21 protein-coding genes and 2 pseudogenes are annotated in these 23,502 nt (G+C 47.4%); 10 read left to right on the forward strand and 13 right to left on the reverse strand.

Annotated features, from left to right (window positions below; genetic code table 11):
- Nucleotides 1-51: 51 nt before the first annotated feature.
- Nucleotides 52-1,350 (reverse strand): phosphoribosylamine--glycine ligase, encoded by a 1,299-nt coding sequence (purD, locus tag COW15_RS04480; protein WP_293630409.1) that lies wholly within the window; start codon nucleotides 1,348-1,350, stop codon nucleotides 52-54.
- A gap of 76 nt (nucleotides 1,351-1,426) precedes the next feature.
- Nucleotides 1,427-3,025: a bifunctional phosphoribosylaminoimidazolecarboxamide formyltransferase/IMP cyclohydrolase gene (gene purH, locus COW15_RS04485; protein ID WP_293630410.1), complete on the reverse strand. Its 1,599-nt coding sequence runs from the start codon at nucleotides 3,023-3,025 to the stop codon at nucleotides 1,427-1,429.
- 348 nt (nucleotides 3,026-3,373) lie between these two features.
- Between purH and zntR the strand changes: the two genes are divergently transcribed.
- On the forward strand, nucleotides 3,374-3,865 hold the full coding sequence (zntR, locus tag COW15_RS04490) for a Zn(2+)-responsive transcriptional regulator (RefSeq protein ID WP_293630411.1): 492 nt from the start codon (nucleotides 3,374-3,376) through the stop codon (nucleotides 3,863-3,865).
- Between the two features lie 2 nt (nucleotides 3,866-3,867).
- Nucleotides 3,868-5,361, forward strand: coding sequence for a permease (locus tag COW15_RS04495; protein WP_293630412.1), 1,494 nt, complete (start codon nucleotides 3,868-3,870; stop codon nucleotides 5,359-5,361).
- A gap of 69 nt (nucleotides 5,362-5,430) precedes the next feature.
- Here COW15_RS04495 and COW15_RS04500 read toward each other — a convergent pair.
- Nucleotides 5,431-5,889, reverse strand: a pseudogene (locus COW15_RS04500) (SPFH domain-containing protein); the annotation flags it as partial.
- 185 nt (nucleotides 5,890-6,074) lie between these two features.
- On the opposite strand from COW15_RS04500, the gene COW15_RS04505 reads away from it, so the two are divergent.
- From COW15_RS04505 to COW15_RS04515, 3 genes are read left to right on the forward strand one after another with little or no spacing between them, the layout of a single operon-like run.
- Nucleotides 6,075-6,329, forward strand: a complete 255-nt coding sequence (locus COW15_RS04505) for a hypothetical protein (RefSeq protein WP_293630413.1) — start codon at nucleotides 6,075-6,077, stop codon at nucleotides 6,327-6,329.
- A 3-nt stretch (nucleotides 6,330-6,332) separates the two neighbouring features.
- Entirely contained in the window at nucleotides 6,333-6,623 is a 291-nt protein-coding gene (locus COW15_RS04510) for a hypothetical protein (RefSeq protein WP_293630414.1), read from the forward strand.
- A gap of 6 nt (nucleotides 6,624-6,629) precedes the next feature.
- Nucleotides 6,630-8,246, forward strand: a complete 1,617-nt coding sequence (locus tag COW15_RS04515; RefSeq protein ID WP_293630415.1) for a PepSY-associated TM helix domain-containing protein — start codon at nucleotides 6,630-6,632, stop codon at nucleotides 8,244-8,246.
- 78 nt (nucleotides 8,247-8,324) lie between these two features.
- On the opposite strand, the gene trxC is transcribed toward COW15_RS04515, so the two are convergent.
- Nucleotides 8,325-8,747: a thioredoxin TrxC gene (gene trxC / locus COW15_RS04520; RefSeq protein WP_293630416.1), complete on the reverse strand. Its 423-nt coding sequence runs from the start codon at nucleotides 8,745-8,747 to the stop codon at nucleotides 8,325-8,327.
- Nucleotides 8,748-8,939: 192 nt separating this feature from the next.
- On the opposite strand from trxC, the gene COW15_RS04525 reads away from it, so the two are divergent.
- Complete coding sequence (locus COW15_RS04525; RefSeq protein ID WP_198781225.1) at nucleotides 8,940-9,275, forward strand: FKBP-type peptidyl-prolyl cis-trans isomerase; 336 nt, start codon at nucleotides 8,940-8,942, stop codon at nucleotides 9,273-9,275.
- 19 nt (nucleotides 9,276-9,294) lie between these two features.
- Nucleotides 9,295-10,272: a sensor domain-containing diguanylate cyclase gene (locus tag COW15_RS04530; protein WP_293630417.1), complete on the forward strand. Its 978-nt coding sequence runs from the start codon at nucleotides 9,295-9,297 to the stop codon at nucleotides 10,270-10,272.
- An 88-nt stretch (nucleotides 10,273-10,360) separates the two neighbouring features.
- Here the strand turns inward: COW15_RS04530 and COW15_RS04535 are convergent, their stop codons facing one another.
- From COW15_RS04535 to COW15_RS04550, 4 genes are all read right to left on the reverse strand, one after another.
- Entirely contained in the window at nucleotides 10,361-10,705 is a 345-nt protein-coding gene (locus COW15_RS04535; RefSeq protein ID WP_293630418.1) for a cytochrome c3 family protein, read from the reverse strand.
- A gap of 69 nt (nucleotides 10,706-10,774) precedes the next feature.
- Nucleotides 10,775-12,442 carry an FAD-binding protein gene (locus COW15_RS04540; RefSeq protein ID WP_293630419.1) on the reverse strand — a complete coding sequence of 556 codons (1,668 nt, stop codon included), beginning with the start codon at nucleotides 12,440-12,442 and terminating at the stop codon, nucleotides 10,775-10,777.
- A 461-nt stretch (nucleotides 12,443-12,903) separates the two neighbouring features.
- Nucleotides 12,904-14,640, reverse strand: a complete 1,737-nt coding sequence (locus COW15_RS04545) for a tannase/feruloyl esterase family alpha/beta hydrolase (RefSeq protein WP_293630420.1) — start codon at nucleotides 14,638-14,640, stop codon at nucleotides 12,904-12,906.
- A gap of 145 nt (nucleotides 14,641-14,785) precedes the next feature.
- The gene (locus tag COW15_RS04550) at nucleotides 14,786-16,024 is read right to left on the reverse strand and encodes an OprD family outer membrane porin (protein ID WP_293630421.1); all 1,239 of its coding nucleotides are present in this window, start codon (nucleotides 16,022-16,024) and stop codon (nucleotides 14,786-14,788) included.
- Between the two features lie 277 nt (nucleotides 16,025-16,301).
- Between COW15_RS04550 and COW15_RS04555 the strand changes: the two genes are divergently transcribed.
- Nucleotides 16,302-17,021 carry a FadR/GntR family transcriptional regulator gene (locus COW15_RS04555; protein ID WP_293630422.1) on the forward strand — a complete coding sequence of 240 codons (720 nt, stop codon included), beginning with the start codon at nucleotides 16,302-16,304 and terminating at the stop codon, nucleotides 17,019-17,021.
- A gap of 94 nt (nucleotides 17,022-17,115) precedes the next feature.
- Here the strand turns inward: COW15_RS04555 and COW15_RS04560 are convergent, their stop codons facing one another.
- From COW15_RS04560 to COW15_RS04580, 5 genes and pseudogenes are all read right to left on the reverse strand, one after another.
- A complete protein-coding gene (locus COW15_RS04560) occupies nucleotides 17,116-17,520 on the reverse strand; it encodes a DUF1850 domain-containing protein (protein WP_293630423.1) in 405 nt (134 codons plus the stop codon).
- 44 nt (nucleotides 17,521-17,564) lie between these two features.
- Nucleotides 17,565-19,598: a TRAP transporter permease gene (locus COW15_RS04565; protein WP_293630425.1), complete on the reverse strand. Its 2,034-nt coding sequence runs from the start codon at nucleotides 19,596-19,598 to the stop codon at nucleotides 17,565-17,567.
- A 114-nt stretch (nucleotides 19,599-19,712) separates the two neighbouring features.
- Nucleotides 19,713-20,669, reverse strand: a complete 957-nt coding sequence (locus COW15_RS04570) for a TAXI family TRAP transporter solute-binding subunit (RefSeq protein WP_293630426.1) — start codon at nucleotides 20,667-20,669, stop codon at nucleotides 19,713-19,715.
- A gap of 368 nt (nucleotides 20,670-21,037) precedes the next feature.
- A complete protein-coding gene (locus COW15_RS04575) occupies nucleotides 21,038-21,160 on the reverse strand; it encodes a hypothetical protein (protein ID WP_269819992.1) in 123 nt (40 codons plus the stop codon).
- 332 nt (nucleotides 21,161-21,492) lie between these two features.
- Nucleotides 21,493-22,840, reverse strand: a pseudogene (locus tag COW15_RS04580) (helicase HerA-like domain-containing protein).
- Between the two features lie 236 nt (nucleotides 22,841-23,076).
- On the opposite strand from COW15_RS04580, the gene COW15_RS04585 reads away from it, so the two are divergent.
- Together COW15_RS04585 and COW15_RS04590 are read left to right on the forward strand one after the other, a co-directional pair.
- Nucleotides 23,077-23,259, forward strand: coding sequence for a hypothetical protein (locus tag COW15_RS04585; protein WP_363699829.1), 183 nt, complete (start codon nucleotides 23,077-23,079; stop codon nucleotides 23,257-23,259).
- Nucleotides 23,256-23,477, forward strand: a complete 222-nt coding sequence (locus tag COW15_RS04590) for a hypothetical protein (protein ID WP_293630461.1) — start codon at nucleotides 23,256-23,258, stop codon at nucleotides 23,475-23,477. The genes COW15_RS04585 and COW15_RS04590 overlap by 4 nt, the downstream gene beginning before the upstream one ends.
- Nucleotides 23,478-23,502 lie beyond the last annotated feature (25 nt).

Raw genomic sequence — 23,502 nt, forward strand, 5'->3', positions numbered from 1 at the left:
TTCAGGCACAAAAAAACCGGCTTCTGGCCGGTTTTTCAACGTGCCTAGCAATTAGTCTTGCTGTTCACGTGCAATCGCGCGGTAGCCAATATCGGTACGGAAATACACCTCATCCCAGTGGATTTCATCAACCAATTTATAGGCGGCTTTTTGCGCTTCAGTGACAGTGTGACCTAGTGCAGTGGCGCACAATACGCGACCGCCATTGGTAACCACATGGCCGTCTTTCATTTCGGTACCGGCATGGAAGACTTTGGCATCCTGATTACCAAGGCTTAGGCCGTCAATCACATCGCCCTTGCGATACTCATCTGGATAACCGCCAGCGGCTAATACCACGCCAACGGCTGCGCGCTCGTCGTATTCGGCGGTCACTTTATCCAATTCGCCACGGGTGGCGGCTAAACAGAGTTCCACTAAGTCAGACTTTAACCGCATCATGATTGGCTGAGTTTCTGGATCGCCGAAGCGGCAGTTGTACTCCAGTACTTTGGCGCTGCCGTCTGGAGAAATCATCAAGCCAGCATACAAAAAGCCTGTGTAGACATTGCCTTCGGCGGCCATGCCATCCACGGTTGGGCGAATCACGTTGGCCACAGTCCAATCGTGTACCGCTTGAGTCACCACAGGTGCGGGCGAGTAGGCGCCCATACCGCCGGTATTCGGACCATAGTCGCCGTTATCACGGGCCTTATGATCTTGGCTAGTCGCCATTGGCAGAATGTTTTTACCATCGACCATTACGATAAAGCTGGCTTCTTCGCCTTTTAGGAATTCTTCGATGACCACGCGTGAACCCGCATCGCCAAACTTATTGCCCGCGAGCATATCATCAATTGCAGCGTCGGCTTCGGCTTGGTCCTGGGCGATAATCACCCCTTTACCTGCGGCCAGACCGTCGGCTTTGATGACGACAGGGTAGCCAGTGGTGGCCGTTAATTCACGCACAAAGGCTTTGGCGTCACTTATTTCGGTGCAGTTTTTATAACCTGCAGTTGGAATATTGTGGCGGGCTAAGAAGTCCTTGGTGAAGGCCTTTGAACCTTCAAGCTGAGCAGCCGCCTTAGTTGGGCCAAAAATCGGCAGACCTGCGGCGTTGAAGGCATCGACTACGCCTAGTACCAGCGGCGCTTCTGGGCCGACAATGGTCAGTGCGATCTGATTGGTTTTAGCAAAATCTAATAGGGCAGGAATATCCGTTGCGCTGATCGGCAGATTCTCAACATTAGGTTCTAGGGCTGTGCCCGCATTGCCAGGTGCAACATAGACAGTTTCTACTTGAGCCGACTGAGCCGCTTTCCAGGCTAGGGCATGTTCGCGACCGCCACCACCAATAACTAATACTTTCATTGTAAAACTCCCATGAATCGAAATGGATAAGGTCCTAGAATCTAGAATCTAGAATCTAGAATCTAGGACCTAGTGATCAGTGACGGAAGTGGCGCATGCCCGTCATCACCATGGCCATGCCGTGCTCGTCCGCAGCTGCGATGATTTCCGCATCGCGCATTGAGCCACCCGGTTGGATGATGCAGCTAATGCCCGCCGCCGCTGCGGCATCGATACCGTCGCGGAAGGGGAAGAAGGCATCGGATGCCATCACAGAGTTCACCACTTCTAAACCTTCATCGGCGGCCTTGATGCCGGCGATTTTAGCGCTGTAAACGCGGCTCATTTGGCCTGCGCCGACACCGATAGTCATACCGTCTTTGGCATAAACAATCGCGTTAGACTTAACGAACTTAGCGACTTTCCAGCAGAACATTAAGTCTTTCAATTCGCTTGCAGTCGGTTGACGTTTAGTCACGACTTTAATGTCGTCTAAGCCGACCATGCCTTGGTCGCGATCTTGCACTAACAAGCCGCCGTTAACGCGTTTGTAGTCTAAGGTTTGGGTCTTAGTGTTCCACTGGCCGCACTCCAACAGACGTACGTTAGTTTTCTTGGCAACCACGTCGCGGGCCGCTTGGCTCACCACTGGCGCAATAATCACTTCAACGAATTGACGCTCAACGATAGCGCTGGCCGTCGCGGCATCTAACTCACCGTTAAAGGCGATAATGCCACCGAAGGCTGACGTTGGGTCAGTTTGATAGGCGCGATTATAGGCATCGAGCAAGTCTTTACCTAACGCCACACCACAGGGGTTCGCGTGTTTTACGATAACGCAGGCGGGTTCCAAAAATTCTTTTACACACTCAAGGGCGGCATCGGTATCGGCAATGTTGTTGTAAGATAGTGCCTTACCTTGCAGTTGTACCGCAGTCGCGACTGAAGCTTCATCGATCTTAGTGTCGACATAGAAGGCCGCTTTTTGATGGCTGTTTTCGCCATAGCGCAGATCTTGCTTCTTCACTAATTGGGTGTTGAAGGTGCGTGGGAATGGTGAGTCTTCGAAACATTCGTCCGCGCTGTGGGCCGGAACCATAGTGCCGAAGTAGTTGGCGATCATGCCATCGTAACCCGCAGTGTGCTCAAAGGCCGCAATCGCTAAGTCGAAACGCGTCGCATGGGTCGTGCTGCCATTGTTGGCGGCCATTTCTGCTAACACGCGGTTATAGTCGGCCGCATTCACTACGATAGTCACATCTTTATGGTTTTTCGCCGCAGCGCGCACCATAGTGGGGCCGCCAATATCGATATTTTCGATAGCATCTTCTAAGGTGCAACCGGCTTTAGCCACAGTTTCTGCGAAGGGGTAGAGGTTAACCGCAACCAGATCGATGGGGTTGATATTGTTGTCGACCATAACGCTTTCATCAAGACCGCGGCGCGCCAAAATGCCGCCGTGCACTTTAGGGTGCAGCGTCTTAACACGACCGTCCATGATCTCGGGGTGTCCTGTATAGTCAGATACTTCGATAACAGGCACGCCGTTATCCGCTAACAGGCGAGCGGTGCCGCCAGTGGATAACAGCTCCACACCTTGGGCGTGAAGTGCTTTGGCGAACTCGAGAATTCCGGTTTTATCTGAAACGCTTAACAGCGCGCGACGAATGGGTCTGGCATTATTTGCAGCAGTCATTTGGGTACAGGGTCCAGTTATTTTAGTGTCAAGGATCTTTCGGAAAACAGAACAACTTTAATCAGATTCTGCTTTCCAAAAGCCCCTTGGTCCTATTTTTACGTTATTAGCTAACTTTTATCCCTTCATCACGGCGCGCGTATTCTACCGTAAAACGGAATTTACGGGTGTTTTTTCTGCGCGATTTCACAATATTGATATCAGAACAAAGTGGAGTGGTTTTTGAGTGCGGTATAAAGTTAAAAATAGCCCTTGACCTTGGAGTAGGCTCTAAGGTTTATACTCGCTCCATCAGATTAATTGTCAGCTTGGTTGGGGGATTCAACCTCTGCTGCAAAGGATATCACTATGTACCGAATTGGTGAGTTAGCCGATTTATGCGAGGTTAAAGCCGATACGCTCAGATTTTATGAGAAGCACGGCCTGCTCTCGCCCTCGAGTCGAACCGACTCAGGTTATCGCGTGTATACCGATGCCGATGCGGCGCGGCTACGTTTTATTCTGCGGGCGAAGGCCGTAGGTTTTACCTTGAGTGAAATTAGCGAGCTATTGTCTATCGATCTCGATAAATCCAACTGGGCATGTGCCGATGTGAAGGGCATGGTCGATATTAAATTGGCCCAAGTACAGGCCAAAATTGCCGAACTGCGGCATTTTCAAACCAGTTTGCAGAGTCTGTCGGATGCGTGCTGTGGCGGGCCGCGTAGCGCCGAACATTGCTCGATTTTAGAAGCGCTGGAGTCGAGTACCGAACGAGTGCGTGTTGAGCACGACCATGGACAGGACTCCCATTCAGAGCATGCACATATTGCTGCAACAGCGGATAAATCAGGGGATTAATGATGTTACTGAAGAATTTTATCGATCTGTTTTTAGATTCTGCCCCTTGGTTGCTACTAGGGTTGATTCTGGCTGGCTTACTTAAAGTATTCGTGCCTATGGCATGGATGCAAAAACAGCTCGGCGGACATGGTTTTAAAACCGTGGTGAAGGCGGCATTGTTAGGCGCGCCACTGCCTTTATGCTCCTGCGGTGTTATCCCTGCGGCTGTGGGGCTGCGCCGCTCCGGTGCCTCTAAGGCGGCAACGACCTCCTTTTTAGTCTCTACCCCAGAAACTGGGGTTGATTCAGTGACGGTTTCCTATGTCTTGCTTGGGCCTTTTATGGCGATAGTGCGTCCGATTGCGGCGGTAACAAGCGCCATTGTCGCGGGCCTATTGGTTGGCCGTGATGATGACGATGGCAAACCTGCGGTTAAGGCCGAAGCTCAATCGGACAAGGCATTAGATAGCGGTACTCCTGTTGCTTCATGCTGTGCCTCTAAATCCTCGGCGCCAGCGACAGTGGTAAAAGCAGAAACAGTGAAAAGCTGCTGCACATCGACAAAGGCACCTGAGATTACCCCGGTAAAATCATCCTGTTGTGGCAGTGATGGTGCGAAAAAGCCAACGGCTGAGTCAAAAATCAAAATGACGCCTATGGCTACGCCGAGCTTAATGACGGCTTCGCCAAGTGTGATGGCTGCTGGTGGCCAAACTATAGGATCGATTCAAACTATGGGGTCAGTGGCTAAGGTCAACCCTGTTAAGAGCGAAAGCGCGGGTTCATGCTGTGGTAGTCAAACTGCCGAGTCTGAAAAAATACTGGTAGTGAAAAAAGGCGCCTGTTGCGGCAGCACCCATTCGCAAACGAGCGACAAGCCTCAAGACGAGAGCTGCTGTGCGTCGACCCAAGATATGGCGACCGAGTTAAAGTCGGAGTCTGTGATTGCGCGGATTGGGATTGGCCTTAAGTATGCGGCGACGGATCTGGTGCGCGATACTACGCTGTGGCTGTTGGTGGGCTTATTCTTTGCGGCGTTAGTTCAAACCTATGTTCCTGCGGACTTTTTAGCTAAGTGGGGCGATGGGTTGCTAGCCATGCTGGTGATGGTGCTGGTGTCTGTACCTATGTATATCTGCGCGACGGCATCGACGCCGATTGCAGCGGGATTACTGCTCGCGGGTGTGTCTCCTGGTGCCGTGCTGGTGTTTATGATGGCGGGACCCGCCACCAATATCGCCACCTTAGGCGTGGTCACTAAGGAGCTGGGTAAGCGCGCACTCTATGGTTATTTGGGGGGCGTGCTCGGTGTGGCCCTGGTTGCCGGCGCTTTGGTGAATTATCTGGTTGCGGCCTTTGGCTTTGAGGTGATGCCACAGATTGGTGAGCAGCACCAAATGTTGCCCGAGTGGTTAGTGGCAACCTCGGGTATTGTGCTTGCGCTATTAATGGCGAAAGTGGTGTTTGAAAAGATCCCCCGCGGCTGGTTACGTCGCAGCGATTGCTGCTCATAACGATTTGACTCTTAACAAAAAGTCCCCAGTTATGCTGGGGATTTTTTTATTGTTGATTTAACCCTAAGCTTAGTTGGCTTTTTTCACATCGATAAAGGGCAGGGTGCCTGTCGGCAGCATAGTTGTCGGTAGCTTACCGTCCCATTTTTCCGCCTTGGTTAATTCAACTAGGTTTTGATTCTGTGCCAGCGCTTCGGCGCGACTCTTAATCGCAGAGGCTTCGGCATCACCTTTAATGCGAATACTTTCGGCTTCGGCTTTAGCTCGGGCCAATTGCGAGTCGGCCTGTGCCTGTGCTTGGGTGACGGCGATTTGCGCGCTGACGCGCTCTTTTTCTAGGTTTTGCAGTTGGGTCTGCACTTCTACTTCGGCATGCATTCTGTCTTCAACGGACTTTTCATAGGCGTTGGAGAAGTCGATATTTTCAATTTGTACCGAGGTGATTTCTACCGGCCCTTTAACGGATTGGGTAATAGCGTTAGTGACATCGATACCGAATTTTATCCGCTCCTGCACCACTGAAATGGCGTGTCATAACCCATACTTACAGTGTAAATCTTATTGCGAATTGTTCTCACCAAAGCTAGAGTCCCAAAATTATAATTCTTCCATTGCTTTCATACTCTTATCTTTATTTAAAGGATGTAGGACGAGAAAGTACATAGATAAATGGACTCGAATGCTAACGCTTTGTGGTGAGAGGATAACATCCCGTGTTGCAACTTATATTCCTGTTGTCGATGCTTATAGCCTGCTTGTTATTTTATTTGAGCAATAAGCAGCAAAAGTTATTAGTAAGCTCCCTTCCTAAGCGACCTTGGCGGCTACTCGCCTATGGTGTTGCCTTTGCCAGCTTAATCGGTTGGCTCAGTCTATTTACCCTTAGCGCCGCGATTTTTATCTGGTTAGCCCTGTTGATGTTGTTCTCGGGGTTAGTGCCTTTTCTCTCACTTATCGGTCGGAAATAAGTTATGGCGCGTTTAGCTGAACAGGACAAATTGCAACCCGACTGGTGGACTAAGTCACTGGCGGGGTTGATTTTAGGATTTACCTTAGCGCTTGGACTGGTGGGGTTATTTGCTTGGTTTGGCCCGGGCGGCATCGATGCCGATACCAAAGTGCAGTTCAATATGTGGCTGATTGCACCCATCTGGTTATTGATTTTAAGTTTTAGTTTTCTCTTTAAAACCGGGCTAAGGGCAATCGGCTATTTAGGCCTACTCAACGTTTTGACTTATATAGTTTTATATACCTTTAGGTGATAAGGAATGAAAGTTCGCAGTGATGTGTTAAGGGTGTATCAGTCTATTCATATTTGGACTGGGATCATCGCCGGAATCCTATTATTTATCGGCTTCTATGCGGGCTCGCTCACTATGTTTAAGGGGGCGATTGAGGCTTGGTCAATGCCACCCTCTGTGACTTTGCCCCGAGTCTCTGCCGATAAGCTCGATGACTTAGTTTCGCAGGTGCTAGCACAGGATGATAAGGCGAAAATCGGCTTTAGTTTGCACTTGAATGATGAACATCAATCGCCGATGACCTGGTATCAACAGGGCTCGGAGCGGGAACTCAGTATGAGTCACCAGCTTTGGCATGCCAGCCTAGATGAAAATGGGCAGTTACTCACACAGTTAAGTACGCCCAGTGAGTTAGCGGAGCTTATCGATCAATTACACCGCACTGCGGGTATTGCGGGTGAAGTCGGCCACGATCAGGCGGGCGTCTATGTGCTGGGCGTTGCCGCCTTTTTATACTTCTTGGCACTGGTTTCTGGGGTGATTTTTTTACTGCCAACCTTAACCAAAAGCTTTTTCGCGCTGCGTAAAGATAAAGGCGAGAGTCGTTTCTGGCTCGATGCCCATAACTTAGTGGGCATTACCAGCCTGCCATTTCATCTGGTGATAAGCCTAACTGTGATCGTGTTTGCCTTCCATGATCAACTTTACGATGGGCTTAAGCATGCGGTTTATGGTGAAAAACCATTATTTGCTCAACCCGCACCAGACAAAACGCCCTATACACTCGCCGATCTGCCCAAAGTCACTACGGTGTTAGCTAAGGTGCAGGAAATCACTCCCGATTATCAAGTAAATGAAATGACTTTTATGAACTTGGATAATTCCCGTGCGACCCTACGTTTAGGGCTATATAACCCTAATGGTTTTATGCGCGGGCCGGTAACCGATTTCTTATACCTGCATCCCTATAGTCTTAAGGTGTCCAATAGCACGATTGACCAAAGTGACAAGGGGATTTGGGCCAGAACGGTTGCGGTATTCTTTGGGCTGCACTTTGGTAGTTACGGGGGAGATCTTGGTCGCTGGGTGTATTTTCTTTTAGGCTTGAGCGGCGCCTTTTTATTTTACAGTGGTAACTTGCTGTGGCTGGAGAAGCGCCGTAAAAAGCAGTCGAGTGAACAAACCCGTGCCTGTCGTTTAATGGCGAGCGCGACCGTGGGGATTTGTCTTGGATCCGTTGCCGCCTTAGCGGTAAGTATGTTGCTGGGTAAATGGTTATATGCGCATGTTAGCAATATTAACCACATTTACCTGTGGTTGTATTATCTAGTGTTCACCGTGTTGGTGGCCTATGCCTTTTGGCGTGGTGCAGCCAAGGCGGCTCTGCTGATTTTACCTTTGTGTGCCTTGGTCACCTTGGCGATGCCAATGACCTCTTTAGTTGCGGTATTAGCGCCAAGTTTAGGCTTGTGGGCACCTTATTCTGCGGCAACTTTAGGCGTCGATCTGGTGGCCTTAGCCTTTAGTGGGGGATTCTACTATTGCTATAGGCTGACTCGGCAACGGGTATTTTACGGTCCCCAGGATAGTGTTTGGGCTATGCCGACTAAGGCTTTATCGTTGGAGTCAGTACTAACCCGTTAAATATTTGTGTTGGCCGCTTGTTGTTATTGATTTGAATACCCAGCTTAGCTGGGTATTTTTATATTCAACTTAAAGTTGCTAACTATAACTCTTTAGCCATTGATCGAACGCCGATTTAGGTAAAGCTCCGGCTTGCTGCGCGAGGAGTTGTCCTTGCTTGAAAATCATTAGAGTCGGAATGGAGCGAATATTAAATTGGGCCGCCAGCGCTTGTTGTTCCTCGGTATTAATCTTGCCGAAGCGGAATTGGGGTTCCCATATTTTTGCCGCCTCGGTAAAAACAGGTGCAAAGCTTTTGCAGGGGCCGCACCAGCTTGCCCAAAAATCGACCACTAAGGGCAACTCTGACTTATGGGCGTGATTACTAAAATTGGCGCTTGTAAGCTCGATGGGCGCAGCGGCAAACATACTGCGTTTGCATTTACCGCAGGTCGGCTGCTCAGTTAACCGCTCGTTGGGCACGCGGTTTAAGGTGTCACAGTGGGGGCAAGCGATAATCATAATCTAGCTCCTAAGCTCGAGGGATAATCTCAATATGGGGATGAATAGGTGGAATTTAAAGGAGGATAGGCGCAAGTGAGCTAGTTCTTGGCCACAAAATCCCCTACACACGCCGACAAGTTGACCTACCGATGCTAGAATAGACGCTTTGATAAGTCACTTGTATTAAGTGAAGGGTAAGAGATTAATTAAATGACTGAATTAGAAGTAATAGATCTGGTTGTCGGTGAAGGGAAAGCAGCCGTAAAGGGCGCTTTGATCACCACCCAATACCGCGGCTTTTTGCAGGATGGTACCCAATTTGATTCCTCCTATGACCGTGGTCAGGCATTTCAATGTGTGATTGGCACTGGCCGAGTGATTAAAGGCTGGGATCAAGGCATTATGGGGATGAAAGTCGGCGGTAAGCGTAAGTTGTTAGTGCCTGCTCACTTAGCCTACGGTGAGCGCCAAGTGGGTGCTCATATCAAACCTAATTCGGATCTGACCTTTGAAATTGAATTATTAGAAGTGCTGACCAGAGACTAATTAAGGAAAAATATTTTTCGTGACTTCGGATACCGCAGCGGAACAGATTAAACAGCTTCAGGCTGAAATCGCTCAGCTAAAACGGGAAAACGCTAATTTAACGGCGTTGAATCGTCGTGCCGAAGAAAAACTGTTTGCCGCCCTCGATGGTAATGGCCTGTGTCTGTGGGAACAGCATATTCCCAGTGGGAATTTGACCATATTTAATATGCGCTGGGGCGAATTATTAGGTTTCAGCCGTGAAGAACTGGCAGCGCATATCGATAGCTGGAAAAGTAAATTACACCCAGAGGATAAAGAGTGGGTGATCAAAGCCTTTGAAGATCATGTCAGTGGTAAAGCCGATTACTATCAGGTGGTACACCGAATGCTGCACAAAGATGGCAGCATCACTTGGGTGTCCGACCGGGGGCGTATCGTTGAACGTCTTGCCGACGGCACGCCGCTGCGAATGATGGGCAGCCATATCGATATTACCCAAGAAAAACGCTATGAAATGGATTTAGCCCGCTTAGCCCACAGTGATCCTTTAACGAATTTGATGAATCGCCAAGCCATAGCCAAGGCATTCGATGACTCCTTGCGTTCGGGTATCCACGGGGCATTACTCTTTATCGATCTGGATGGTTTTAAAGCCTTAAATGATCATTACGGCCATAAGTTTGGCGACAGTTTGTTGATGCATGTGGCGCATACTTTAGTGTCTCACTCGGGTGAGCAAGCGAAGATCGCTCGGCTAGGTGGTGATGAATTTGTGATTTTACTACTATCATCCGAGACAGAATCTTTAGCTATGCTCGCCCAGTCCTTACTCGATGTGTATCGACAAAAATTTCTACTAGAAGGCTGTGAAGTGGAAATAGGTTTGAGCATTGGTATCGATATTTTTGGCGATGACGATAGTTTCGCCGAAAGTTGCGATCGCGCCGATGCCGCCATGTATCTGGTGAAACACCAAGGAAAACATGGGTATTGCTTCTATCAGCCCCCCAAATAAAAAACCACCTCGCGGTGGTTTTTTGTCCTAAATAGCCATTCCAAATGATAGGAGCAACTATTTAGCCTGTTACCTGTGATGCGCCGTCTTATGGTGTCACTAGTTCAAATCGTGGATGACAGCTTACACATAAGTTTTCAGATTTCTTATGTACGTGGTGGCATTTAGCACAATCTGTCTCAGTAGCGAAGTGACGGTTGTTATGGGGATTTGTTGGTTTCACGTCTGCTGTTTTTGCCGCGAGCTTTTCTGTGTTGTGGCATTGCACACATTTAAGCATGGGCACAGCTTGACGTTCTCCAGAGCCATGGCAACTGGCGCATTTTACCCCTTTCGATGCATGGGTTTGATCGAGTAGAACAGTGTCTTTTGCTAACGCGCTGCCAGCGAAAATACTCAAGACAAGAGAAAGCATAATTGTTAAGTTCTTCATTGTGTTATTCCATTGTTCATTTAACTGGATGCCCAAATATGAAGCCTCCATTTTTGATGACTTTGCGCGCTATAGTTTGGCGACGTATTTGCCGGCTAAGTAACCGAAGGTGTAACAACGGCCTAGGGACAAGCCGAATACGGTCAATGGATAGTCAACGCCACCATAGAAACCGGCTCCAAGGTTGCCGACAATGAATAAACCCGGAATTTCTTTACCATCGGCATCGAGTACTTGATGGTTTTCGTTAACGAGAATACCTGAACATAGAGTCGATATTCGCATGCGACGGTGGATCCCGTAGAATGGAGGCTTGAGTACTGGCACCATCTTGCTCGCCGGTTTGCCGAAGTCCTCATCTTTGCCTTTTTTGCATAACTCGTTGTAACGGTTAACGTTAGCTACAAAGGTTTTTGGATCGCATTCCAGTTTCACTGCCAATTCTTCTAAGGTGTTAGCTGAATAGGTATTGATCAAAGAAGGGTAGACGCCCTTTTTCTCGCCTGGCTCTTCAGGCATATAGACTTTCATTTCTTCTGGAGAATAGAGGTGGCCAGGCCAATCTTTGGCTTGCGTCATATAGTCTGAATCAAATACTTGGGAGTAATGACCAGCGTTCTGCTCATCTTTCAAGTAGTTATTCATCAGAGACATCTCGACCTTTTCATTCACAAAGCGCTCACCTTTACGGTTTACGGCTAGGAATGGCATGTCGCACATTGAGGCAGGACCCGCATCGAAGTCATGGAGCATTTTTGTGTGGCCAACGGGTTCGATCACGCCACCCGCCCAATAGGCCATGGCAAAACCATCACCAGTGCGGTCCATTTGCTTACGTTCAAAGTTTTTCAGTTCGGGGATGAAGAAGTCACACATGGCTTTGTTATTTTGATAGTCACCGGAAGACAGGATGACACCTTTCTTAGCCATGTATTTGTGGTACTTACCATCACGAGTCTGGGCAATGACCCCAATCACTTTTCCTGATTCGTCTTGGATTAACTGTTGTGCAGGCGTGTTAAAGAAGAATTTTACGCCTGCTTTTTCAGCAGTCTTAGCTAAAGCGCGAATGCCATCACCCGTAGTGTAGGGTTTAGGGCCGCAGAATGAGGTCACAAAATTTAAACGATCACCTTCATCTGCAATACCGCGAATACCATGTTGCGGTTGAGTTCCTTGGTCAACAATCTGACCGCCACCCTGTTTAACGCGGTCAATAACCCAAGTCACAGCTTCACCGGAGTTGTAGGCCCATTGTCTTAGCAAACCAGGGTGTGAACGATGGGCATTGTCCGCCATTAAACGGCTAACTAACGCTTCGATTGCCGATTTGTCGCTATTTTTTAGATCAATCCCTGAACCTGTATTGCCTTGGGATACGGGAATAGCTTGCTTTTGCAAACAAGCAACGCTTGCGCCGCTTTCTCTGGCGGAGAGAGCCGCTGGCACGCCCGAAGCGCCAGCACCGACAACGACAACATCAAAGGTTTGGGTTGTCGCAATATCTTTATCAGCAATAGGTTTTGGCTTAGGTAGAAAACCTAAGGTTGCGCCACCAATCTCACCATATTCAGTGCCAACCTGAAGTGGCGCTGCACTAGCAGCACCCATACCAAGACTGGCGAAGGCTAAGCCACCGCTGCCTACCGCTGCTCGCGTCAGGAAAGTTCTTCGAGATATACCATTTTGCAGGACGCTAGCAGTGTATTGATCAATTTCTTTCGATTCTTTACTCATTTAATACTCCTTTGGCCCTCATTGCTAAAGAGGTTCCCCTATAGCAACGACACTGGATCTATGTATAACCACATATGTTTGCTTGCTTTAAAAACGTAAAATGCAGTTGTGCGAAAGTGATTAAATTTCACCTCATTAACAACATACCTTTAAATGTATGACATATGACAATAAACCAAAAGGAGTATTAATAACATCTTTGCAGTGCTTCACAAAACGCTGGAGTTTTGAGCGATAAATATGATTATTTTTGGGGAAATTATCTAATGTAAGCTTTTATTGACTAAGTGACTTTATAAGTATTGGGAATATTAAACTTTAGTTTTTATTATGTTTTACTTTAAATGAACATAGATTTTATTGGCATATTTATAGGGGGACATTATAAATAAGAAGCCTAGCTTTAAATAATGCCACCCCAATCTTGTTGGGGTGGCATTAGGGCTGCGATGTCTTGGTTATTATTCAGGTGTTACACAGGTAAAATTGGCGGCATCTTCAATACTACCTATACCATTATATTTTGCGAATTGGGGATATGGGCAGAGGATCCTCGTTCTGCTTTTTGACCAATCATTGGGTAATTCGGTATTTTCAGGGCGCACGGAGGCCGTGATATTTTGTGGTTCTACACCTTTTTCAACCCAGTCAACCAATGCGCGGACCATGTTAAACTTATCTGTGGTAGGACCCTTGCCGCAATGATTCATCCCTGGGATTAAGAACAAGCGGGCGAAGTTTTCGGCGTGCCCAGCATTGGCATCTCCTAATTCCTGATACCAGTTCACTGTATCATTGACTGAAAATACGGGGTCCGATGTTCCGTGAAATACCATCATCTTTGCGCCGCGATTTTTTAAGACAGAAAGATCCGTTGGATGGGGAGGCGTCATAAAATCGATACCCGATTCGGAGTAAATCGAATCCGTGGCATAGATCCTTTGGGCGTCCTCATCCATGCTAAATGATTGCACAAATTCCAAACTGGATTGTTCAGTTCCACCATTAAAGGGCGTGGGTGGTGAACTAAAGATAAAACCCACGGCGCCGGGATCTCGATTTAGCGCCATAAAATATTCCCATTCGGACCAACCCGATGCACCGATACCCGCATCGTATGGGAAGTCAGTATAAATGGCTTCACCTGTCTTACTGTTATGGGGTCCTGCCATAATATTGCCTAGAACCTGCTTTTGCTCTGGGGTTAAGCAGGTATTGTCTCTGCCACTTGAACAGGTTGGAACATCACGTTCAAGGTCAAATGACTTCTGACAGGAGTAAGTGTCGGCAATCATGCCATCGCTCACGCCGTCAAGGGCATCACACTGCTCGAGGACTTTTTGGGAAACGAGGGAAAATTCTTCGGGGGTAATGGCGGTTTGTAGTGTGGCTAAAATATCAGCACTATCAAATTCAACGAGTTTTGCATATTGCTGAACGCCATACATTTGCGCTACTGCAGCTTTGGGTAGGTTAAATCCGGGGTTACCTACCAGAAAGCCATCGTACATATCGGCAAAACGACTGGCCGCGACCATAGTGTGTCTGCCACCGTTAGAACAACCGGCAAAATATGATCTATCGGGTTGTTTGCCATAGGCTTTTTCTATCAGACTTTTCGCCATAGGCGTTAACTCGGCCACTCCGTTGTAGCCGTAGTCTTGCCTTGCTTGGGGGTCTAAGCCAAAAAATGGCGTTGGCGCTGGATGCCCCATATCAGAACTAATAACCGCGAATCCTTCATTCAGGGCGGCGGAATCTGGACCAGCGGAAAATACGATTCGACCTACAGCCTTAGCTACCGAACCATCGAGGCCGCCGTTGGCTTGATAATAGAATCGTCCATTCCAGTTAGTGGGTAAACGCATTTCAAAGCCGATAGCATAGCGAGTCTCTCCCGCAATGCCAGTGCCTATCCTTTCGTTCATATAGCCGGTTACTAAACAATGTTCTGGGGCACGGTAATGTTCAGTTGCGCTATAGGCAACATTTCCAGCAGAAACTAATTGTGAGTCAGTTATTACCGTGTTTTTAAAACTATATTGTGAGGCTATTTCATTACATATATTTAATGTGCCAGATTTCGCTGGAGTTAATTGTGGTAATGAGGCTTCTGAGTCATCGTTATTTCCGCATCCACTAAGTAAGATACAGAAAATGGCCATGGCTGGGATAATTAAGAAATTCTTTTGTTCCATTTTTAATCTCAATAATTAAATCAACGTATATTTGCCGCAACTTTTAATTGGAGATGAGTATTTTGCGGTATAAAAACCGGGTGTATCTAACAAAGCTGATACACCCGCATTAAGTTTTGGTGCAGGGGAGTTGAAACGGATGAAACTATTTACCTAAAACAAATTTGTAAGTGACATATAAACGTAGATCGTCAAGATCTTCACCTTGATCAACATCGACCATGGCATAACGCGCCCTAAGTCCTAGGCCTGATAACGTACCGGAAAACTTATAGGTGATTGAAAAGTCTGTTTCGTTAAAATCTTTTGCGGCACCAGTTGGAACTTCGTACTGTCCATAAAAGGCATAGGCTTCTAACCCGTTCAGGCCCAGTTTCTCAAAGTCATAGGCAAGTCTTAATGCATTGACTTCTTCCTCGCCCCGTGCCGATTGATATACCTGTTGAATGACCACTTTATCATCGCCCCATGGGGTAAGCAGTGTGTCATCGCCTGTCTTAGCATACAAATAGGTGATATCAGCACCGGCAAGTTTGGCACCTAAATGGAAACCATATTGGTAGGTATCGAGCGGACCGCCCGTTTCATCACCCGTTGCTTGCTGAGTTAAATAGGAAGGTGTTAGGTACAGATTAGTTGCACCCACATCGGTGGATAGTTTCACCTTGGCATAGGTTTGGTTGAAGACATCTTCCATGCGGTAGTGCCATAGATTGACTTCAGTTTTGACTGTCTCAAAGGGCAATAGATACTTTGCTCCTAGGGCATAAACAGGATTATCCGCTACATCGGCGATAACGCCTGCCCTTGCTAGCTCGCTTTGTACGGCTTCTTTAACGGATACAAAGCTGTTATCGGACCATCCCATAGAATCGGTAATATATAGGGCAGAAAGGGTAAGGTTATCAATGCTCTTGTTCTCTGCAGAAAAACCGCGGAACGTCCGTGGGATAGCGCGAATATCATGGGGATTCATCATAGGGGTGCGCAGTTCCTGTGCGCCGAGCTTGAATTTAGTATTCCACCAATCGCCTTGGACAAAATATTCTTGTAAGCGGTTAACATCGTCATGGTCACCGTTGGCGTCGCGAGCGACTAAACCATAAACATCATCTGAGTCGTTGATCCAAATCGGATTTGCAGAAGCGAAGCTAGTGCCAAAACTAATACCGTTTACTTTTGCGGTATTGTAGTAAAACAGGCCACCAAATGAGGTGTCATGTTTGGTGTTCGTCGTATTATCAAAGTCACGGGTAAAATCGAATAGCCGTAATTCACCCTTTAGTGTCCCTTGGCTAAACATTTGATCAATGTTGGTATCTGCAATGGCTGGGATGCTTAACACCGATAGCACAAGTAAAGATAAATAAGATCTGTTCATCATCATTTTCCTTATTTTTGTTTGTCCCGATCGGAATGGTCCGAGCGAGTTAAAAGGTTATCGTTAACCTCTTTAGGTGAAATGTATGATGTATAACCTTTGCTCGCAATGGAGTAAGAATGAATATGAGAAACGAGTTACGAAATTCGTACAGATGTTACATTGATCAACAAAGATGAAGATTTTTTAATCACTAATGTAGGAAATGCGGGAGTACTTTTGCCGAATTATCTGAGTCTTATGGTAGAATGGCACCACTGAGTCTATCCGAGATTATAAATTGCATATCTTCAAGCCTATTAAGCAGATAAAAGCTTCGAGTGAAGTTGGCCAGCAATTGAAAAATGCTATTTTAGGGGGCGACTATAAGGCGGGTGATAAGTTGCCCTCCGAGCGTGAATTAATCGAGCTATTTCAAGTTAGCCGTACTGTGGTTCGGGAGGCGATTAAGAGTCTCGAAGCGGGTGGGTTAGTTGAAATTCGTCAAGGGGCGACGGGTGGTGCATTTGTTAAGCATTTGACCTTTGAGCGTTTAAGTGATGCCTGCCACGACTTATTTATGATGGGAAAACTCTCTCTACCTGAGCTGTGTCAGGCACGAATGTTGATTGAGCCCCAAGTGGCGCGGATGGCGGCCAAAAATTGCACTCCAGAGCAAGCGAAAGCCTTACAAGAGGCCAATAGCCATGAAAGTGATACCTATGATTATCCGGATACCGTCATTTTACGATCTCAGGTGCATTATTTGCTGGCGGAAATGTCGGGTAATCGTTTTCTAGAAGCGATCGTAAAATCCTTGTTGGTTTTATTAAGTAATCAAACGACTAAATTCCAGCCACCGACAGATGAAATTCACCCTTTAGGCTTGCACGATGTCATTGTCGAAGCGGTTATCGCCAAAGATGAGGCGAAAGCTGAAGCCGAAATGTTGGCACATCTGCAAGATTTTAATCAACGCTTAGCTGAAATTGAGCGTAAGTATATGCTTAAAAAGGCTTAAGTGAGTGCTGACAAAGCGCTTAATGCTTTAGCAAGCACCAGCGTAAATGATTAAATACCCGTCTAAATGGACGGGTATTTTTGTATCCTGGGGATTAAGGAAAAGTAGCGCAGCCCCACAGTTCGACCGCTGCATCTTGCTTGTTAGGTGCGCCAATCCAATGGTCCATGGCTTGGCATTGCACCTTGCCAGAAGGCTGCGCGAAACAAATATCAAAATCCCCCGCTTCGGGTGTGCGGCCTAAGCGTAATTTAGGCAGCGTTGGGAGCTTAGGCCGATAATGCCAGCTGCCATTGTTAAACACCGCATCATCTGGGATTTCCATTCCCGCACCAGTCCCTTTAACTCTCGCCTCGACTAACACTAAGCCTTGGGGCGTGATGTTATAGTCCTCCTCCCAGCGGATTTTTTCTATGCTGTGGTTCCATGACAAGGTGAAGTGGTCTGTGGGCACTTGCGCCCACAGTGTGCCCGCTAGGCCTAAACATAGACCTAGCATTTGTTGACTCCCATCCAGATATTAATAACAGATAATTCCAAGGCTTATCCCTGCTCGGCAAGGCGCTTAAGTTTACGCGCCCGCCAACTGTGCTGCAGGATAAACAACAGCGCGAGTCCAAAGCCGATTTCATCGCTGAGCGGCGTGGCAAGGATTAAACTTGCTCCGGCGAGGAAACCCATCAATCTTTCCCACCAATAGAGTTTTTGCAGCAGATAACCCGTAAATATCACCCCCCAGATCCCAATGCCCACAGTCGCCTTCAGCACCACAAAACCGATAGCCAACCAGCTATCGCTTTGTAGCATTAATGCGGGATCGTAAACCGCCATAAAAGGAATAACAAAGCCGGCAATAGCGATACGAATCGCCCATAGGCTAATTTTAAGTCCTGACTCCTTGGCAATCGGGGCGGCGGCAAAGCAGGCCAAGGCTACGGGCGGGGTGAGATCGGCCATGATGCCAAAATAGAACACAAACATATGGGACACTATCAAGGGCACGCCTAAGTCGAGCAATGCGGGGGCGGCAATTGAACTGGTGATAATGTAGTTTGGAATAGTCGGGATCCCCATACCCAATACCAGACAAGTGAGCATAGTTAACACTAAGGAGAGAAACAGATTATCTTGCCCTACCGCCAGAATGTAGCTGGCAAAGGTTGAGGCGATACCCGTCAGTGACACTATGCCGATAATTATTCCGACTAAGGCACAAGCTATCCCCACGGGGACGGCGTGACGCGCACCTTCCACCAAAGCATGTAAGCAGATTATCAGGGTATCTTTGCCGCCCTTAATAAACCAACATACCGCCACCAATAGGGCAATCACAGCAAATACCACCGCAATCCCTAATTGGAAGAAACCCGCACATAGCACACCTAAGGCTATCCAAAAGGCAAAACGCAGCGCATTCGATGGCAGTCTCAAGACGATGGCGGAGCCTAGGATAACGATTGAAGTCAGTGCTAAGCCGACCATGCCAGAAAAGAGTGGCGTTCTGCCGGAAAAAAGCAGGTAGATCAAAATAAACAAGGGGATAAGTAGATACCAACGTTCCTTAATCGCGGCCCAGGGATCGGGACATTGATCCTTAGGTAGGCCGCACAGATTGGCGCGCTTAGCCTCTAAATGTACCATCCAGAATACGGAGCAGAAATACAGTAAGGCAGGGATCAGTGCCGCTTTAGCGATTTCAATAAAAGGCACGTTAATGGTTTCGGCCATAATAAAAGCCACCGCGCCCATAATGGGGGGCATGATTTGGCTGCCCATACTCGAGGTTGCTTCCACCCCGCCGGCAAAGGCGGGGCGATAACCGAAGCGTTTCATCAAGGGAATGGTAAATTGCCCCGTGGTGACTACGTTGGCAACTCCCGAGCCCGTGATAGTCCCCATCATTGCCGAAGAAACCACGGCGACTTTGGCTGGGCCACCCAGCTTGTGGCCGAATAATCCCATCGCAAAATCGGTGAAGAGACGGATCATCCCCGCCTGTTCTAAAAAGGCACCAAAGAGAATAAATAGGAAGATGTAAGTTGCCGACACATAGGTCGGAGTACCATAGAGTCCTTCGGTGCCAAAGGATAGCTGATTGATAATCTGATCAATCCCATAGCCGCGGTGCATTAGCTCACCGGGTAGATATTGGCCGAACAAACCGTAGGCCAAGAAGAGGCTACAGATAATGGGCAGCGCCCAACCCATGACTCGCCGAGCAGCTTCAAACACTAATATAATCAGGATGATACCAATCACCATATCGGCATCGGTCAATTCACCCGAGCGCTGGATCAGATCGGCTTCAAAAATCCATTGATAGGCCGCAGTGGCGATCCCCGCAAGGCCGAGTACCCAAGCCAAAGGTTGCCAAGGTCTGGATTTACCCACTGCCGGATAACTCAGAAAAACCACTAACAGGAGGAATCCCACATGGGTGGCACGCAGCACCTGAGTCGAAACAGGGTGAAAGGCGGCGGTAATAATCTGAAAAATAGAGAAAACTAAGGCGGTATAAAATAGTGCCTTGGGCCAGTCGCTAGGCTTAGCACTAAGGCCTTGCTCGGAATCGCTCATATTATGCCTCACAGCATTAGACTACAGAGGGCGACATAGCACTCGAGCCTTAGTGTTAACTTATCGCTCAAGTGCTTAAGTGGAACATTGGTCGCACAGGTTTAGATGAAAGGCTTAGAGTGCGCCTACTTCTTTGAAATAACGCTCCGCACCAGGGTGAAGCGGTGCAGGTAGCTTTTTAGTCGCGTTATCTAAGCTAATAGCCTTGGCGGCCGAATGAGCGTTACCTAGACGCTCTAGGTTTTCAAACATGATTTTTGCCATTTGATAGGCGAGATCATCGGAGACGCCGCTTTGGGTGACGAAGATGTTTTGAATAGCAACCGTGGATACATCCGCCGTTTGGCCTTCATAGGTGGCAGCAGGAATAACGCCGTATTGATAGGCGGGATTATTGATTTTGAGGATGACATCTTCGGGGACCTCGACAAAGTTAATCGGCATGGTCGCCGCCAAATCGCGGATGGCAGCCATACCGAGGCCGGAAGATTGTAAGGTTGCATCTAACTGACGATTTTTAATTAACTCAACGGATTCGGCATAGGGTAAAAACTCCACTTTACCCATATCTTCGTAGCTTAATCCCGCCGCCTTGAAAATGGCTCTGGCGTTGAGTTCAGTGCCCGATTTAGGCGCTCCCACAGAGATACGTTTACCTTTTAAATCGGCTAAGGTTTTGATACCAGACTCTTTATTGGCCACGATTTGAATATAATTGGGGTAAGCGGCGGCAATCACACGGATTTTGTCCAATGGCTTTTTAAAGCCTGCATCGACATCTCCTTGATAGGCCGCGGCAACGGAATCACCTAGGGCTAAGGCTAATTCACCACGACCAGCCTGTAGCAGGTTAAGGTTTTCAACCGAAGCCTTAGTCGCTTGAACTGAGGTTTTGGCCCCTTCAATGCCTGTACCGTAGAGTTGGGATAGGGCAACACCTATGGGGTAATAAACACCGCTGGTGCCACCGGTAAGAATATTAATAAATGCGGGTGCGGCTGCCATAGTGGCTGCGCTGAGTGAGAGTGTCAGTGCGGTACCGACGGCGATAAAACGTTTGTTAATTTTCATACTGAAATATCCTTATTTTTTATTGTGTTATATAGGGCTATTAACATCGACTCTGTTGACTGCTGACTTTAGTATCACTACTTATATACCCAAAACTGCTCAAAATACAGGCTTTAGATGCAGTTTTATACCTTAGCAAAAGGTCCAGAGAATGTAGATTTAGCTTTAGTCTAGGTGACATTTTAAGATGTAGGAGATTTTAGATTGTAATTGTTTAAAAACAATAAATTACAATTATTTTGGCGCAAGTGTTAAACGGGCATTTTTTGAGAAGGACTGAGCCACTACAACTGAGGTGGATAATAAAAAGGGCTAACCTAAGTTAACCCTCTATTGATGTCGAATGCGCAACTTAACGTGGCACAACACTATTTAGTGTTTTCTAAGAAACCCTTAGAAGCATTTTTAGCGTGTTTTGCTGCTCTTTTTTCTTTTGCAGACATTAACGGCTTCTTCTTAGTCTCTTTGCGGTTTTTTTGCTCTTTACTCATAGCTAACTCCATGTACTTTGTGGTTGTTCATCAGGCTAATCATGTAAGCCATACGCGTGAAACCCGTTCCATGATGTCCTGATTAAAGCGAAACGTTTAAACTCGAATTACACCATTTTTAAATCACAACTATTTAAAACGATAGGTAATTTATTTGAATTTGTTTGCCTCTCTGAGCTGTACTCGCAAAATAATCTTATCACCGAAATCCGTGGCGAGATCTATCCTCCACTTAGAATAATTCATGCTATGGGTAGTGCTAAACTGTCTATAAAATATGCTATCCAGCGCACAGTTTTTACCATCAAGCCTGCGTAGGCGTATAACAATGCCTATCTGCGGGTTGATTTACCTAATATTCCCCCTAGGAGCCCCCGAAGAATTTGTTTTCCCAATTGATTACCCACGGTACGTGCCGCCTGTTTAGACAGTGTTTCGGCTAAACCTTGGCGGCGTTTATTACCGAAGATTAGCTCGCTAAACCAACCCTGCTCTTCTGTTTTAGGACCCGCTTGAGCGGCATTTTCTGAGGACGTTGATGGTTCGGGCTCACTATTAGATCGCCTGTTGTGGAGTAATTCATAGGCCGATTCGCGGTTGATTAAATGGTCATATTTGCCACCAATAGGGCCTTGTGCCCGAACTTGTTGCAGCTCATCGATCAATGCGGGTCCCATACGGCAGCGGGGTGGGGCGATGAGCGCGCGTTCTACCATACTAGGCACTCCTTTATCGGCCAGCATGGAGACTAAGGCTTCGCCCACCGCCAGTTGGGATATCACATCTGTAACGACTAGCTTAGGGTTGGGTACAAAGGTTTCGGCCGCGGTGTTAACGGCTTTTTGATCCCTTGGGGTGTAAGCCCTAAGGGCGTGCTGAATACGATTGCCGAGTTGCCCGAGGATTTCATTGGGAACATCATCTGGAAATTGTGAGCAAAAATAAACGCCAACGCCCTTGGAGCGGATAAGCCGCATAATTTGTTCAACCCGTTTTAATAGGCTTGGCGGGTACCCTTCAAACAGTAGATGTGCCTCATCGATAAAAAAGATCAGTTTAGGTTTGTCGAGATCGCCGACCTCTGGCAGATTTTCAAATAACTCTGATAACAACCAGAGTAGAAAACTTGAATATAATCTTGGCGTTAAAATAAGTTTATTGGCGGCGAGTAAATTGATGATGCCACGCCCCTGCAAATTAGTACGCATCAAATCTTCGAGTTGTAATGCGGGTTCGCCGAAAAAGTCTTTACCGCCATCGCGCTCTAACCCGAGCACAGCTCGTTGAATGGCGGCGAGGGATTGGGCGCTGATAAGGCCATATTTGGCGGAGATTTCTTTACGCTCATCGGCGACTAAGTTGAGCATGGCCCGCAGATCGTCGAGATCGAGCAACAACAATCCTTGGTCGTCAGCCAGTTGAAAGACAATATCTAAAATGCCGCTTGGGGTGTCATTAAGCTCGAGAATGCGGCCAAGCAAGGTGGGACCCATTTCACTGACGGTTGTGCGTAAGGGGTGTCCTTGCTCTCCCGCTAAATCCCAGAAAAACACCGGATTGGCCTCGGTTTGATAGTCCTCAATCCCGATTTCGGCCGCCCGCTGGAATAGCTTGTCGTTTGGCATATTTAAGATTTAAGTGAACCTGTTGCTCACCTTTCCCTAGGAGTAGAGTATTCAAGCGCAGTCCTTATCTTAATTTAACAATTCAAGAATCGGTCGTGTGTGGATAGCAAATCATCATCCAGTGTTTGTCTTTAAAAAATCTCTGTCAACATTGTTAAGTGCTGCATTGATACGGCTAAGATAAAGCCAGCCAATGCTAGCTTGGCTAAGTGTAGCTATTTTGTTGCATTTGTTGAGGCACTGAAGATGAAAACGCCATTGATTATGTGAGTCTTATCCGCATCATTACTCATATCTGCCTGTGCAGAGTTAGTCTGCTCCGCAAGGACGGATGTCGATCCCTATGGGCCAATGCTAGATAAACAGCGCTGTGTGGCCGAGGCGGATAAACAGTTAGCCGTGGATGAAAAAGCTAAAAAGGCGACAGAGGAACACAGGGCGGTATCGGTCAGTTTTTTATTGGGCTTGCCATGATGTGTGCAGGATTTTATCTGCTACTCAATGCGATACAGGTAAGCTCCAGTTTTGGACTGGGCTATGGACTCTACCGCATGAATGCCTTTGGGCAGGGATTTTCTATCATCACGGGTATGGTAATGTTGCCCTTTATCCTAGGGGTTATGATGGTGTTTTTCGATGCCAAGACTAATAGTGACCATAACCATTTTCATTTGCTAAATGGTTATGGATGAATTTATCGCCACGGCTAGTTTAAGT

Source organism: Shewanella sp. CG12_big_fil_rev_8_21_14_0_65_47_15 (assembly GCF_002783505.1).
In the GTDB taxonomy this organism is placed as follows: Bacteria; Pseudomonadota; Gammaproteobacteria; order Enterobacterales; family Shewanellaceae; genus Shewanella.